The sequence below is a fragment of the Ruegeria sp. BA2 genome (assembly GCF_056539605.1).
Genome location: NZ_JBQFVE010000004.1, coordinates 117,769 through 132,165, shown reverse-complemented (window position 1 = coordinate 132,165; position 14,397 = coordinate 117,769). Strand labels below are relative to the sequence as shown.

Sequence of the window (14,397 nt, the reverse complement as noted above, 5' to 3'; positions counted from 1 at the left end):
CCATAAGGGTTAGGCGGCGCCTTTCAATTCGCGTTTAGTCTATCGTAAACAGCTCCTGTCTTTCAGCAACACCGCGCAACCTGTATTGGCTCGGCCGTTATGTTCTACCTGTCGGGCTTCGATCCGATCTGGATCGGTACGTTCTTTGCCACGTTCACCATGCCATTCTTCCTGATGGTTCTGGCCGGTGCACTGGGCATTTCCCGGACATCCAAGAACCTGCCTGTCATTCAAATTATCAACCTGGCCGCAGTGGCTTGGGTGATCTACCAAATCAGCGCGCGCGGCGGTTTCGCAGCCACCAGCGAATACGTCGCCGTGGGTCTGGCGCTGTACGGCGCAATCACCATGCAATGGTACATCCACGTCTTCTCAAACTATGGCCGCAAGCCGAGCGCAGCCATCGTGAAAGGCAAAACGTTGCCCGAGCTTCGGCTGCAGCGCTTGGACGAGACCACCACGACGTCTGCGTCCTTTGCCGGCAAAAAGACCCTGCTGGTGTTCTTCCGTGCAAACTGGTGCCCCTTTTGCATGAACCAGCTCAAAGAAGTCAAAGCGAAGGCGGATCAACTGGCGAAGGCAGGCGTGCAAGTAAAGTTCATCTCTAATCAGGGCATCGAAAACTCAAAGAAGCTCGCCAAAAACCCGGACCTTCCGGCGCAGTATGAAATCCTGCAAGACAATGATCTTGCCGCTGCCAAAGCACTGGGTATCGAAGATATGGGTGGCGCTCCGTCTGGTATGCCGGGCTACCCTGCCGACACAGTCAAGGCGACTGTCATTGCACTGGATGAAGACGGAACGGTGATCTTTGGAGACGAGACGGACAACTACCGCATTCGCCCTCATCCCGATACGTTCCTGCATGTGTTCGAACCACGAGGCAGCGTCCGGGCATTCTCAGCGGCGTAAGAATTGTTGTGACCCAACACTAAGTGCCGCGTATCACAGCGCGGCACTTTAAGGGCCGTCGGCTCAACTTTGCAAAGTCCGCTTTCTGCGCATCGCAGACCTTCTCGAGAATCCAAGGTTCCTTAGCGAGGCCCTTTGCGGGATTGAGCAATGCAAAGGGCCATAACCGCGACGACTAAGTCATAAACTGATTGAATTCGTCGCTAATGCAGACAAGCGCGCAGCGCAAAACTATGGGCGAACTACGCAAACTTATGGGGTGCGCGAAGTGTTATGCGCAAACCTACAACTGATGTAGGTGCGCGCATAACGCAGCATTCCCAACATTGATTTCATTGAAGAAAATCTTGGAAGCTTGCCCATAACTCTGCGCGGTAATTGCGCATAACTTTGCACGATTTGCCCATAAGTTTGCATACTACAGAGAACCCATCGAACAAACAGGCTCTCAGGCTATTGTGCGGTGCCCAAATGCAACTTATTCCCAATCGCCAGCAGACGAACGCCACGTCTTAGCGTCCGCATCCCAAACACTGGCGGTGACGCAAGGCGTTGGGTTTATTCCGTCGCAATTGGATCCATGAATATCCGCAACAACAACGCGTTGACGCCCAAAATCAACGACTGTCCAGCCTTGGTTGAGCAAGGAGTGCACCTCTTCACTAACCCAAAAGTGCGACATGCATCCGCCAGTTCCGCAATAAAGAGATGCGGCGCTTGAACACGCGAAACCAGACTCATTCAGAACCCAGTCGTGTTGAAGATCTCCGTCGAGATCGACCCTTTCAACCGCGCCCCAGGCTATGTCAAACTGACCGTTGTTGAACTCCGCGCATGCCTGCGCCGCCAGATCAACCTTTGCTCGCAAACCGGTTGGAAGTTGCGAAACGTCAGCCGCGACAACTGGTGAGGTCCAAACCAGGCCCGAACCAAGCAGGATCGCAGATACCAAACGTTTCAAGTAGCTTGCCAATTGGGAAGCCGGTTGGAAGGTGGCTTCAGTTGCATTGTTCATACCTGTAATCCCCATATTCCAGCCAGTTTGCCGAGCCTTCGCTAAAAATCAGAAACTCGGACCTGTCTTCCCCAAGCAGGGCGACAACAAATCCCGCCGGCGGCTCAGAGTTTCCGAAGTAACTGTAGGCTGTCATGGCTCTAATCGACTCGCCGTTGACTGTTACTCTTGCGTCCCACTCCCCCTCCGAATTGTCCAAAATTACGGGTTCGATCACGCGTTTTTTCGCTCCTCCACCACAATAGACGATGCCTTCGGGCGCTTCGTAGGAGGTCTCTTGGCTAACTTCTAAATCGCACGCAGAACGAAGGGACCGAATTGCTGCGCTGGAACCTTTCAAGTCAAAAATTCCGTAGCTGACATCTTGATCAATCATCGACAGATTAACCGATGCATTGGCCGCAAGCTGGTCCAGAACAAAACCATAGTCCGGCTGACTATTGAAACTGACCTCGACGGGATAGTTGTCGACGATCTGCACGGCAGCGTTTTTTGCGCCAACCTGAAATGCTCCAACTTCGGTGGTGCCGTTCTTCAAGAAACGAATGGAAAGCCCCTGCTTGTCCGCAATGTCCTGGCTGTCCTCGAATCCAGCCGGAGCAAAGCGAATACGGTCACACTGAAGTTCCAGCGTCATGTTTCCTGTCTGAATAAACGCATTGGGGTTGGGCCCGGAGCTGAACGACCACTCCGCTGATGCTGTGGTCGCCACTGCCATCAGTAGCATTCCAATGGAAATGGTTTTGCAGCTCATTTTTTTTCTCTCCATTGAGTTACGGTTCGCACTGTCGTTCAGCAGAAGTTCCAGCCAATTGCCCGGACAGCCAGATCAGGAAACAGGTTCGCCGTATTCGTTTGCGCCTTCTTGGGAAGGTCGTGTCAGCCACCAGATCATCAGAATGGACAGAACCAATTGAAGGATTGAGACAACAACGATACCGGTCACACCCAGGACGGCCGCAGGTCCTCGCAATGCATCGGGATTTTCGGTCCCTTGCTCCAATACTGAAAAGAACGCTACCCCACCCAGCATAACAAAAAGCGTTGTAATACTGAGCGCCATCGGCAGCAGCAAGTACCAGCCAGGTCGTCCTGTATCATGCAGCCTCCGCCAACCGGCGGCCAGCATAGGTATGAGAACGGCCAGTTGGAAAACAGAGGACAGAACCCGAGATCCCTGCCCTGTTTCAGGGTTGGTCCCGAATATGATCGTATCCAGCACAGCTAAACCAGCACTCACGACAACCACAAACAAGAAGAACCACCAATATTCTGAGCGTAAAGCCCGGCCGGAGAACTGGAAGTACTTCGAGAAACACGTTTTAACGGCTTCACCAAATCCCATCTTTCAATCCTTTTTCAGTTTCTGTGCGGCCTCAGAACGCCTCGCCGAGCCAAAAGATCACATTCGCCCTTATGGACGCTCCCACTTACCTTTTTGTTTGAAAGCAGAAGCCTATCGCACGAAAGCGTAGTGAATTTTACGCGCGGAAAAAATATTGATTTATTAAAAATTAGATTCAAACATGCGAATTCGACACAACTTTATTTTACCTCCGTTGTTGTCGTTGCTGCTCGCTGTGCCGAGCCCTTCCGACTGCTGGAGTGAGTGCTGGCGGTCGGAAGGCACTTTACAATGATTGAGCGCTGGGAGGACGCGATGCTCAGACTAAACGTACTCGCCCTATTTCCAGAATTCGCTCGAGCTTTTGCCAGTGTCGTCATTCAGCTTTCACACGTTGTCGGCGGTCTCGGTAGTCAAAGTAATATCGCTCTGCCCGCCAAGCCCCCCGCGACAAGTTGTTGGGAAGGGAAATCACAGGGTCGAAGTATGTTCCATAGCCTGCTCTGACGCGAGAACTTCAAACAAGCCCATCCAATTTCACTAATTTCAAGGGAACCAGAGGGAGAAGAAAATGTCTAACAAGATGGTGATGATTGCAGGCACGACATGTTTCGCACTGCTTGCGGCCTGCGACGATACGAGTACATCAAGCGCGTCCGCCGAGCTCACGCCGGCTCAGCAGGCGTGTTTGCGAGATGTAGCCAACACGACGAACAATTCGCAAGTCGTGGTGCTCTCATCCGCGTTTAGCGAGGCGGGAACACAGGTCACAGTCGGCGTTGGCGAGGATCGTGCTCCTTGGAATTGCATTGCTTACAGTGATGGCGCGACAGCTGGTATCGAGTTCCTGGGCGACGAAGGCGCATTGTGACCTGTCTGCTGCGTAGCTGAAAACGGCTGCGCAGCATTGGCTTGATCTGCTGAGGCTCGACTTGGTTTGTAGAACCACCATCATCGTATTCGCGGTCATGTACCTGTTGGCGTTGGTTGCATTCTTGACGGGCACATTTGGCTGGTTGGGACAGGAACGAGACCCTTTGTCCGGAGTGTTCCTGCTGCCGTTGGGACTACCTTGGATACTTGTGGCGGACTTATTTTCGGATTCCGCCAAGCCGTGGTTCGCGGCGATTGCTCCGGCGCTCAACCTGTTAGCGCTGGTTTTGATTTGCAGATGGGCACGCAGATTGCGCCAGTAGTGGTGGCTGAACTCTTTCTCACCAAAAGGGAGGAAAACATGGGAAAGGTAATCTTGGGAATTGTGATCGGGCTCGTCCTCGGCGTGGTTGGGGCGATGACCTTGGGTGGCGGGGCCGCGGTGGGTGTCGGCGTTGCGACAGGCTTGTCTGCCGGTGTCTGCACCACATTGAAAGGAGCACAAGCTGAGAACCTTATCACAGCCGAGCAAGCGGATCAGATCCTCAACCGCGTAAATTCCGAAATGGCGTGACTGCAAGGAATTGAAACGACGGACGAGATCGTCGGCAGCGCGCAGGCATGCGATGAATTTCTGTCAAAGTTACGAGACGCGAAGTGAGGTTCCGCTTTGTACGGAACAAAACTGTAAGGACAAGCCAATAGGGAACCATCTGATGAAACTCGTTGTACTCAAATTCCTCGCACCGATGTTTGCTATCGCCGGCACGGCTTCGTTTGCAATGTCGGAAGCCGACGATGCGTGTATTGACCATTTGCGGCAGGTTGGAGGACCAGACGGTCAATCAGGTACGATTGAAAGCTCACAGTTCTCGGAAGCTGGTACGCTGGTCATGCTGCGAGATGCAGGTGGAACACTTTGGCGCTGCATCGCGTACAAGGATGGAAGCATCGGCGAGATGTCGGTTGTCGAAGCGATGGATGATGGCGGTGGAGCCATGGCAGGCGCAGCCGGGTCTACTGGTAGCCAACGTGTCAAATTCGATGCTGGTTCCACCGGCGCAGAACTAGTCGGTGAACTTGCGCCCGGAGCGTCGCAGCAATACGTTCTGGGTGCCAAAAACGAACAGTTCCTTTACGTTCGCGTTGCTCCGCGAAATGGCTCCTTGGACTACGTTATTCGCAACCCCGATGGTTCTGAACTGTTGGAATTGATGTCGGCGGACAATGAGTATCGAGGGCAGCTTTGGCAATCTGGTGATCATGTTGTGGAGGTTATCAATCGCAGCAACTCTTCCGTCAGCTACAACGTAATTTTCGGAATTGAATAAGTGATCGACTAGAAACCCCAAAACGTATCCCCCAAAATGCTAGGAAAAACAGATGAAATCCAAAGTGCTATTGGTGATAGGCACAATGTGCATTTCTGCGCTTGCAGCATGCGATGAGAGCAGCGGTTCGGTAGATGCAAGTGCACCAACTGTGGGCAGTTCTAGCGATCTTTCGCCATTTGAAGGGGCAAGAGCGGGCCAAGCTGAAATGGGCATCCAAAGTCTCGGATTTGAACTCATCCGAAGCGAAGGGCTGACCTCGTACTGGTTTAACAAGGATACAGGTGCATGTGCTCAGATCACGACGTCTGAAGGAAGGTACTCAGATGTAGCTATGCTGCCATCAGGTGACTGCTGACAAATTTCCATCAATCCCATATCCAAGAGAAGGAGCCCAAACTTGCAATTCGACCTGGCACACGCGGCGGTCATCGTTGTCGCCTTAATCATCACTAACCTGGCATTGAAATCGGCAGGCGTGATCAACGAAGAAAACAAGCACCAATGGAACTGGAAAGTTGTTCTAGCCTACTTCGTAGTCGTCGTTATCATCAATCTCGTGTGGCCTATTTAAAGTTTCACAGCGGAAAGTTATTTGCCCACTTGATATGGTTGTCATGAACTAGCCTTTCCGAGAGACTATCAGGTCGCAAGAGTTTGAGCATTAAAGGTTCAAGAATAGAAAGGATTTGGCATGCGGTTTTTGGCGTCCCTCATATTCATTGTTGTTTTCGCAACCGCTGCGAATTCTGACGTGACCAGTCGAAATGGCGGTCCAAGCAACAGTCAAATGCTTTCAAAGGGTGGTGACGGAGGCATTGATGGTGTCGCTTTCTTTCGCCCAGTCTTAAGCGGAGTGTTGTATCGATCCGGCTTCAAGGGCGGCGACAAGGATCGAACTGGCCTAAGTGAAGGTCAACGCGAAACTCTGTGCGGTGAAGGGTTTTCAACCGGGTTTTATGCGGACTTTGGCAAAAACACTGAATACGGTCGCACCAGTTGTGGAAGCGGATCCTTTGACTATCAAAGTGCCAGATCCTCCCGACCCGATGCTGTCATGGCGTCCATACACGAGGTGATTAAAAACCCTGGAAAGGGCCCTGTTCTGGTGCACTGCATGTGGGGCGTTCATTCCTCAGGTGCATTGTCGGCGATGGCGCTCGTTCAGTTTTGCGGTTGGACAGAAGAAAGGGCCAAGGAATATTGGAATGATGCCCGAAACGGAGCCCCTTGTTCAGGCGGGTGCGACAAGTGGATTGACTCAAAATTTTCCAACTTCAGTGTCGACCCAAAATTGAAGATCTCCAACGAGCAACAGGCAGCGATTTGCCCCAAATGATATTGGGAGGACTATCCAAATGAAGTTCAATCTTCTGGGGTCACTTGCTTTAATTGCACCCACTGTCTTGTGGGCGAACGATGATGTTCTCGGTGAAGCCACGACCTTTGATAGTCCCAACGGCGTTACTGAACGCTGTATCCGCATCGAAAAAGTTCCGACTGGCGTGTACAAGAACAGCGATCTTGATGAAGAAACGGCCTATTGCGAGATCGATTTCTATGCCTCCGAAATTGCTATTTGCCCAAAAACCTGGAGCACCAGCCCAGGAATGGCCGTCTACGATATCTCGGAAGGACCTTACGTGGGGAACCGTTCTGAATTCGAGAGAAACGCTTGCAAAGAGGGGAAGGCGGCGAAAGATCTAGCCAAGGACAGAGTGGCCAAATTCAAATCCACCATGAACCAAAAGGGCACCAGTGGAACCTTTTCCACCTCGTCGCTGCTTTACTATCATTTCTCCAGATATTTCGACGCGATTGTCAAAGTTCCAGTCGCCGTTTGGCGTAGCATGGACGCCCAGGCGCATTTTTCCGAGGTCGCCGAGCCTGGCCTTGCGATTTCCGGTGGATCTCATGGCGGGCGCATGAACCACGAAGGCTGGCGGGTCTTCGCAGCTGCGGATGCTGAACCGAAATCATACCAGCCAACCAACGATCTTTTCACCGCAGATCGAACGCAAATTTACGGTGTACTGCTTGATAGTCCTGGGCATCGATACGGCTCGGAAATCAACGGAACCCGAAAATCTGGTTGGGGAAAAGGACAAAACCGTGATTTTCAGGAAACTCCTGCTTTCTTGGCTTTGCGTTCTTCAAAACCCTTGCCTGAGGCCATTGTAGAGGGCGTCGGAGAAGGTCGAAGAGACCGGATGATCAACAAGGATCTCGGTCCCGATGTCAGCGACCAACAGATGGCATTTTGGATGCAAGAACTTACCGAGATTGTACTCCTCGATTTCATCTTTAGCCAGCAGGACCGCGTAGGAAACATAGACTTCACACCCTATTGGTATTGGGTCGAAGACGGAAAGCTGAAGCATAAGAAAGCCAAGCACCATGAGCCAAACGATGGAGACGTTCCCGACGACGCATTATTGATCCGTCGCAGCAATCTAAACGACAACGATGCTGGTGGGCGTGTCGAATACGCCAACTTCGCGAAATCTACTCAAATGCTGGAGAAAATTCGCCACTTCTCTCCAAGCACGTATCGGCGCTTGGTTGCATTGAATAGTGACCTTCAATCCCAAGGCCCAGTCTATGACTGGCTATCGCAAAGCTTTGGGTTGTCAGACAGTCAGATTGCACAAGTCGTCAAAAATACTGCGCTGGCAACGTCCATTCTTCAGAGCAATTGTTCAAATGGCGATTTGATGTTCGACTTGGATCCTGTCGCATTCTTTTTGAGAAACGGCACCGAGGTAGAGGCTGTGGACTGTTATGTACCGTAGGTGTTCTGCTCTTATTGCGGTGTTCATTTGGACCGCTCTGCTCGCCTGCAAAGCGGTGGCATTGGATGTCATCGTCATATCGGATCTGAATGGAAGCTATGGTTCGGTAAGATACGATGCCCGCGTCGACAGGGCGATTGAGCGCATAATCGAGATTGATCCAGATCTGGTTATTTCGACCGGAGATATGGTTGCGGGACAGCGCATTCCCAACTTGTCCGACAAACAGGTCAGGGAGATGTGGAATGCGTTTCACGAGGCCGTATCAGATCCATTAGAGGCTGCCGGCATTCCATTTGCGGTCACACCTGGAAACCATGATGCCTCCGCCTACCGAGGGTTCGAGCGTGAAAGGAAAATATACGCAGAGGAATGGACGCCGAGAAAACCAGGCGTCGACTTCCTGGTTTCAGATGACTACCCGTTCTTCTACGCATTTGAGATGCAGGGCATTACGTTTGCGTCTTTGGATGCAACGACCCTAGGACCCCTATCCGGTGACCAGCAGGACCGGTTACAGGAATTGGGTGCAGACGGAGACCCGATTGTCACTTTCAGTCACCTCCCACTTTGGCCGTTCGCGATCCAGCGCGAACGTGAAATAATCGGCGACCCAACACTTGAAAAAATCTATTTGGAAAGCGGTGTGGTTCTGCATCTGTCTGGCCACCATCATGCCTTCTACCCCGGTTGGAAAGACGGTGTGGCTTATGTCTCTCAAGCTTGTTTGGGAGGTGGTCCGCGGCGGCTTATTGGCGATAGCGCCAGATCACCTCACAGCTTCACTCATGTTACGTTCCAGCCGAACGGAGAGTTTGGGATAGCAGTACACCGAGGCCCTGATTTCGAAAGGTCGGTAAACTTCAAGGCGCTCCCGAAAGAGATCAGATCCCCGAACGCGGTGTTGAAACGTTTAGACCTTGTTAAATGACTAGAGGTTGAGTTTCAGCTCAACTTTATCAGGGACCAGATCGTTTATCATCTCTTCGATTCGGGCTTCTGAAAGTCCACCCGAAGTGATGAAAAGCAAAGAGACGCGAGACTTTCCGGGGACGTGGTGTTTTCTGACCAGCTTCCAGCCAGCGTCTGCGGCCATGGCTTCAATGGCGCCGCTGACGTTCAATGAGTGCTCTTCGTCAGATGCCTTGAGGGAGACTTCGACACCCTTGTTGCGTCCACCCAGCCAAATAAAACACCAACACACAATCGCCACCAGTGTGGCCATCAGCGGCAAGCCCAAACCGACCGCAAGACCAAGAACCGTTACGATTATCATTTCGACAGTGTCCACCGGATCATCGAGATTGGAGCGGAACCTGAGCAACGCGCCGATGCCAAAGATAACGAAACCAATCATTGACCCGTGCTGGACTACCAGGAATCCCACAGCCATTCCAATTAGCGCGTAAAGGAAGAACAGTCTGGGCATAACTATGTCGCGGACGCTTCTACGGGCTTTACGTCTCACCGGATGATAGACGATCAAGCCAGCCAGAATGATCGTGACGATCACATCGAGAGTAAAAAAATACAGTTCCTGTTTGCCACGAAACTGCGTCCACCGGCGTTCGATAACGATTTCCGACCCCGAAGCCCCGGCCAGCATCGTCGCAGGGTCGACTTGTGACACCGCAGCACCTGGCAACAGCAGCATCAACAACACGGTCACAAATGTGAGGGTCGTATTCAACTTGTCTTCCTTCCTGCTCGCGCCAAAGGCTTACGCTTAACCAAAGGCACATCGTGCCCTATTCAATTCAATCGCAACAGGCGGGATCAGGTAAAGAGATTACAGTGCATTCCTCGGACATCGTATCCGGACTGTGATACGAACGCTGATACAGAGATGTGGTCCAAGCGCGAGAGAATCCAATGACAGAAAACAGAGTGTTTTCGTCAAAAGCTGAAATTTCACAGTGTTTCTGCAAACTTAGACGACTCGCTTTTGCGGCCAGCTTGGTTGCGGCAGCCTTCTTGCCTTGGACCGATTTTGCCTACGCTGAAAGTACTGGTTTGATTCTGGTCGATAAATTCAAGGTGGCAGACAAATCAGAGGGATTTTCAGAGCCTTCCGGTTTGGCAATGTCCAACGCTGAAGGCTTCTTGTGGTCTGTAAGTGATGCCGAACCTAAACTGCACCTACTCGGAGTCGACGGGGTATTAGGAAACTCTTTCAAGTTACCAGCATTGGCAGGATCAGATTTGGAGGGTGTTGCACCTCGAAAAGATGGGTCTGTTTTGGTGCTTCAAGAAACTAACCGATCAATCCTAGTCGTTCACCCAACTGATCCCATTCAACTGACGACAATACCTCTCGCATCTCTTAAAGGTTACCCGACCGCCGCTGCATTACTCGTCGGCAACCCTTTGAACAAGGGACCCGAAGGCATCGCCGTTGACCCGGAATCCGGGCGGGTCTTCGTTGGCATTGAGGGACAACCAAGGTTGTTAATGGTGTTATCGCCAGAGCTAGACGAAATTATTGAGATCATTCCTTTAGCCCGCGATGCAGGTTTTATCTCCGAGCGTGTAGATGATGATGAACTGGATTTGAGCGGCCTGGCATGGTCCGAGTCCTCGCGTTCTCTTTGGATTGTGAGTGACAAAAGCCGTCAGATCTTCGTCTACAATCCAGAGTCCAAGTCCGTAAAGTCTATCAGTTTGACGTTCACAGAAGATGGAAAACAAAAAGAAGTTAAACATCCCGAAGGGATCGCGCTCGATGAGACCAGAGGGCTTCTCTATATCCTGACAGACGATGCCAAGAAATCGCGGCTTTATGTTTTTGAGCAACCAGAATTGTGAGGACTGTCCTACTAGTTCTCTACTCTAACTTGTTGAAAAGCCGAGTTGTGTAAGTGAGCGCCGTCTTATGTGCGGCATATTAAGTAAATCTGCGTTCTGTTCACTGTGTTTCTTAAAAACATCACCCATCAATACATTCGAGTAGCGTCAGGTTCACACATGCGAACCACATAATAACATTGGACTTCAACATGCTCAGTCACTTTAAGGTTGTCAAAAATGCGCGTATTCAGCTCAGTTGTTTTTGCGATCATTTGCACTCTTGTGGCCACTGCATCAGTTCCAAGAAGTAGCATTGCCCAAACCTGGGACATCGCGTCCCAGCACTCGGTCAGCGGCGTAACGGTGTATGATGCGGATGAGCTGTTAACTTTTGCCGGTCAATTGGCCTTCAATCGGTCAGGGCGCATCACAGCGGTGGAGGTCGCATCAACGATCACTCAGATCTACCGAGAAGACGGTTACTTCTTGGCTGAGGCCTGGCCTGGTCCCGATGGGCAGAGCATAGTTGTTGATGAAGGGCGTATTCAAACCATCGAAATAGAGGGGGTAGATACGCGCACGTTCCAAACCTTGGAAAATATCTTTCGCCCCCTCACTACCGCATATCCTATAACTCTAAAACGATTTGAGCGGGCCGTTATGTTAGCCGAGGACATACCCGACTTGGACGTGTCGACCGAACTTGATTACCCGGATCAGGCTGGTGCTCGGCTGAGAGTGTTAGGAGAACCTCTACGCAAGCAAGCAGGCAGCGCGACACTCGACAACCCTCCGCGAGAGCTTGGAGAAGCGCTCAGTTTCTATGTCGTACAAGAGTTTTATTCAACGCTGACCGTCGGGGATTTGCTGCGCTTTGAGGGGTCAGGCAACTACAATTGGGACAAAGACGATGAACACTCTTTATGGGGCGCCCTTACCTATCGCACACCGCTGAACAGCAATGGTCTATACGGTGAGATTTTCTACGGGAACATAAACGCAAAACGTGACCTCTCAGGGAATTTTGCGAGAACAGATATAGACGGCGAGAACTTCACCATTGCAATGGGTTACCCCGTGATCCGAGACGTAGCCCAATATGGATATTTTCTGCTGGATTATCGCGTTTCAAAAGCGGACTCAGTCAGTGGTGGCGTTCCACTATCCAGTGACGCGAGTGTCGTTGGCCTTACATATCTTTACGGGCAAAACTATCCAAAGGGACAAGCTCTGGAAGCAGGGCTCACCTTATCTTTTGGCGACAATGACAACGACACGACAGACGCGAATTTTGATGACGGGGACTCTTCGTTCTGGCATTTACGAGGCGGCATCGGATACGAAAGCCCACTAACAGGCTTGTCGCCCAACACAGCTTGGCGCACCGAGATTTGGGGGCAGTACACAACAGACCGGCTGCCCTCTGTCGAAGAGTACTTCCTTGGTGATCGCTATGCTTTGCGCGGATATCGTTTTGACGAAGTGGACGGTGATTCCGGGATTTCCGCGATTTTCGAAGTGTCTCATTCCTACTTCCCCAGTTCCCAGAGCATACATCGCTTAACGCCCTTTGCCTTTTTCGACGTGGGTTACATCTCGAACAATGACCCTGCGAGTTTCGAAGTTGATAATGCTACACTGGCATCGACGGGTCTGGGCTTGGACGTTGAGTTCAAACGAAACCTATTCCTGTCCGGATACGTTGGTGTCCCTTTGAGAGACGGCCCTTTGACCGACTCTGGCGATCCTGGCGCGTATCTTGCTCTGACAACAAGTTGGTGAGGATGTTATGAAACGGAACCGCATTGTTTTGCTTACCGCAGCTTGTTTGATTGCAGAACTGGCCGCTACTCAGGTCGTTGCCCGCGGAAATCACTACGGGTGGTGCCGAGGCGTAGGGAACCCACACCAGTCGAGCCAAGGGTGCGGGCAGGCTGGTGGGCAAGGGGCAGGTAATCAAGTTACTGGCCCAACTCAGCCAGTGGCAAATCAGTTGCCGTCTAAGGGAACGCAGCAAACGCCCACGTCCGTTACCGTTCCAGTCCTTGCGCCGGGCGCGGTCCCGAACGCAATTCCCGGTCAGGTTCCTATTGCGACACCAATAGCGATTCCTGGTCAGGTTCCCACGCCGGTAGTAGCGCCGACCCTAACTCCGCCTTTGGCACCAAACGCGACACCAAACCGGGTTCCGACAGCTGTTCCAAATCAGGTTCCGCCATTGGCTACTGGTCCCACCGCGGTGCCGCCGCAAGTTCCGACTGCAACTCCCAATCAAGTTCCGATAGCTATCCCTGGCCAGGTTCCGCCTCAACCTACCGGCCCAACAGCGGTGCCGCCACTTGTGCCCACCGCAACACCAAACCAAATACCAGTCGCAGTTCCTGGTCAGGTCCCACCTCAGCCCACCGGTCAAACTGCCGTGCCACCGCTCATCCCGAACGCAACACCAAACCAGATTCCGGTCGCAGTACCCGGCCGTGTTCCGCAACCCAGCGGTAACACAGCGACACCACCGCTTGTCCCAACCGCAATCCCCAATCAGATTCCCACGGCGGTTCCTGGCCAGGTTCCACAGTTGAAACCAAAACCTACCGCAACTCACGTGGCAGTCCCAGGACATCCGAAACCACAAGGCGTCGTGACACTCATGCGCCCCAAGCCGAGGCCGACAACCGGTACTGTCCAGCGACCTGGCACAACTCAAGTGACCCACCATTTAACCCACCAAAGCAATGCGAAGAAACACGATCACGTCGCAGCAACGCCTGGAAGGCACGACCCGCATGACCTACCAAGATTTCGCAACGCGGCCGCCAAGGAAGACTGGGAATGCGTTGCCAGCGGATTTGGACAGCGCCGTTATGATGCTGGGCGAGGCGTATTGCTGAACAACGGAGCGTTACGGCACCTGGGAAACGTGGACGCAATGGCACGGGATGTGCCTGCAAGGCATCCAAAACATTCTGGCTGCATTATTTCGGTCAAACGAAAGCAGCAGTAGCGCCAGGCACATCTTGAAGCCTTAGAGGAATTCTTCCGAGTGGGAAACTGGTTTCCAACCAAGGTTAAGTTGACGAATAGACATCAACCGAAGGTGTCATCTTTCAGAAGGTTAATGGGAATGTCAGAAAAAGGGCCCAATGAGACGACCGAAGAATTCGAGAAACGCTGCGAGCTAGACGCCATCACCGTGGCCTTTCTCCTCCTCAAAGCAGCGCAGTTCGCCTCAGAGGATGAGCTAACACGAAAAAGCATGAGCGCTGATGAGTGGAACAAGCTCGCCCCAAAGCAGGTCTAACAAGGGTTAGTCCCGGCATTTTCTTATATGCGCGCAGTAGGCCG

15 protein-coding genes are annotated in these 14,397 nt (G+C 52.1%); 12 read left to right on the top strand and 3 right to left on the bottom strand.

From position 1 onward, the window contains the following. The first annotated feature begins 99 nt into the window (after nucleotides 1-99). Both ACR0NN_RS10655 and ACR0NN_RS10650 read left to right on the top strand, forming a co-directional pair. Nucleotides 100-912 (top strand): peroxiredoxin family protein, encoded by an 813-nt coding sequence (locus ACR0NN_RS10655; RefSeq protein WP_480684624.1) that lies wholly within the window; start codon nucleotides 100-102, stop codon nucleotides 910-912. Nucleotides 913-1,666: 754 nt separating this feature from the next. Next, a complete protein-coding gene (locus tag ACR0NN_RS10650) occupies nucleotides 1,667-1,822 on the top strand; it encodes a hypothetical protein (RefSeq protein ID WP_170685155.1) in 156 nt (51 codons plus the stop codon). A gap of 88 nt (nucleotides 1,823-1,910) precedes the next feature. Here the strand turns inward: ACR0NN_RS10650 and ACR0NN_RS10645 are convergent, their stop codons facing one another. Both ACR0NN_RS10645 and ACR0NN_RS10640 read right to left on the bottom strand, forming a co-directional pair. After that, nucleotides 1,911-2,681, bottom strand: a complete 771-nt coding sequence (locus tag ACR0NN_RS10645) for a hypothetical protein (protein ID WP_170725280.1) — start codon at nucleotides 2,679-2,681, stop codon at nucleotides 1,911-1,913. A gap of 75 nt (nucleotides 2,682-2,756) precedes the next feature. Next, nucleotides 2,757-3,272, bottom strand: a complete 516-nt coding sequence (locus ACR0NN_RS10640; RefSeq protein WP_170555158.1) for a DUF805 domain-containing protein — start codon at nucleotides 3,270-3,272, stop codon at nucleotides 2,757-2,759. A gap of 571 nt (nucleotides 3,273-3,843) precedes the next feature. On the opposite strand from ACR0NN_RS10640, the gene ACR0NN_RS10635 reads away from it, so the two are divergent. From ACR0NN_RS10635 to ACR0NN_RS10605, 7 genes are all read left to right on the top strand, one after another. Further along, nucleotides 3,844-4,143 carry a hypothetical protein gene (locus tag ACR0NN_RS10635; protein ID WP_058282225.1) on the top strand — a complete coding sequence of 100 codons (300 nt, stop codon included), beginning with the start codon at nucleotides 3,844-3,846 and terminating at the stop codon, nucleotides 4,141-4,143. A 363-nt stretch (nucleotides 4,144-4,506) separates the two neighbouring features. After that, a complete protein-coding gene (locus ACR0NN_RS10630) occupies nucleotides 4,507-4,719 on the top strand; it encodes a hypothetical protein (protein WP_170725281.1) in 213 nt (70 codons plus the stop codon). A 142-nt stretch (nucleotides 4,720-4,861) separates the two neighbouring features. Beyond that, nucleotides 4,862-5,476, top strand: coding sequence for a hypothetical protein (locus ACR0NN_RS10625; protein ID WP_170725282.1), 615 nt, complete (start codon nucleotides 4,862-4,864; stop codon nucleotides 5,474-5,476). A 52-nt stretch (nucleotides 5,477-5,528) separates the two neighbouring features. Further along, nucleotides 5,529-5,834 (top strand): hypothetical protein, encoded by a 306-nt coding sequence (locus tag ACR0NN_RS10620; RefSeq protein WP_170725283.1) that lies wholly within the window; start codon nucleotides 5,529-5,531, stop codon nucleotides 5,832-5,834. Between the two features lie 42 nt (nucleotides 5,835-5,876). Beyond that, nucleotides 5,877-6,050, top strand: coding sequence for a hypothetical protein (locus ACR0NN_RS10615; protein ID WP_157054209.1), 174 nt, complete (start codon nucleotides 5,877-5,879; stop codon nucleotides 6,048-6,050). A 784-nt stretch (nucleotides 6,051-6,834) separates the two neighbouring features. Further along, nucleotides 6,835-8,268, top strand: a complete 1,434-nt coding sequence (locus ACR0NN_RS10610; protein ID WP_170725284.1) for a hypothetical protein — start codon at nucleotides 6,835-6,837, stop codon at nucleotides 8,266-8,268. Next, the gene (locus ACR0NN_RS10605; protein ID WP_170725285.1) at nucleotides 8,258-9,199 is read left to right on the top strand and encodes a metallophosphoesterase; all 942 of its coding nucleotides are present in this window, start codon (nucleotides 8,258-8,260) and stop codon (nucleotides 9,197-9,199) included. The genes ACR0NN_RS10610 and ACR0NN_RS10605 overlap by 11 nt, the downstream gene beginning before the upstream one ends. On the opposite strand, the gene ACR0NN_RS10600 is transcribed toward ACR0NN_RS10605, so the two are convergent. After that, nucleotides 9,200-9,958 carry a DUF4956 domain-containing protein gene (locus ACR0NN_RS10600; protein ID WP_170334791.1) on the bottom strand — a complete coding sequence of 253 codons (759 nt, stop codon included), beginning with the start codon at nucleotides 9,956-9,958 and terminating at the stop codon, nucleotides 9,200-9,202. A 182-nt stretch (nucleotides 9,959-10,140) separates the two neighbouring features. Here ACR0NN_RS10600 and ACR0NN_RS10595 point away from each other — a divergent pair, with 182 nt between their 5' ends. The 3 genes from ACR0NN_RS10595 to ACR0NN_RS10585 all read left to right on the top strand — a co-directional run bounded on the left by ACR0NN_RS10595 (nucleotide 10,141) and on the right by ACR0NN_RS10585 (nucleotide 14,353). Continuing rightward, complete coding sequence (locus ACR0NN_RS10595) at nucleotides 10,141-11,073, top strand: SdiA-regulated domain-containing protein (protein ID WP_170725287.1); 933 nt, start codon at nucleotides 10,141-10,143, stop codon at nucleotides 11,071-11,073. 264 nt (nucleotides 11,074-11,337) lie between these two features. Then, entirely contained in the window at nucleotides 11,338-12,837 is a 1,500-nt protein-coding gene (locus ACR0NN_RS10590) for a ShlB/FhaC/HecB family hemolysin secretion/activation protein (protein WP_170725288.1), read from the top strand. 1,339 nt (nucleotides 12,838-14,176) lie between these two features. Further along, a complete protein-coding gene (locus tag ACR0NN_RS10585) occupies nucleotides 14,177-14,353 on the top strand; it encodes a hypothetical protein (RefSeq protein WP_170725289.1) in 177 nt (58 codons plus the stop codon). The last annotated feature ends 44 nt before the right edge of the window (nucleotides 14,354-14,397 follow it).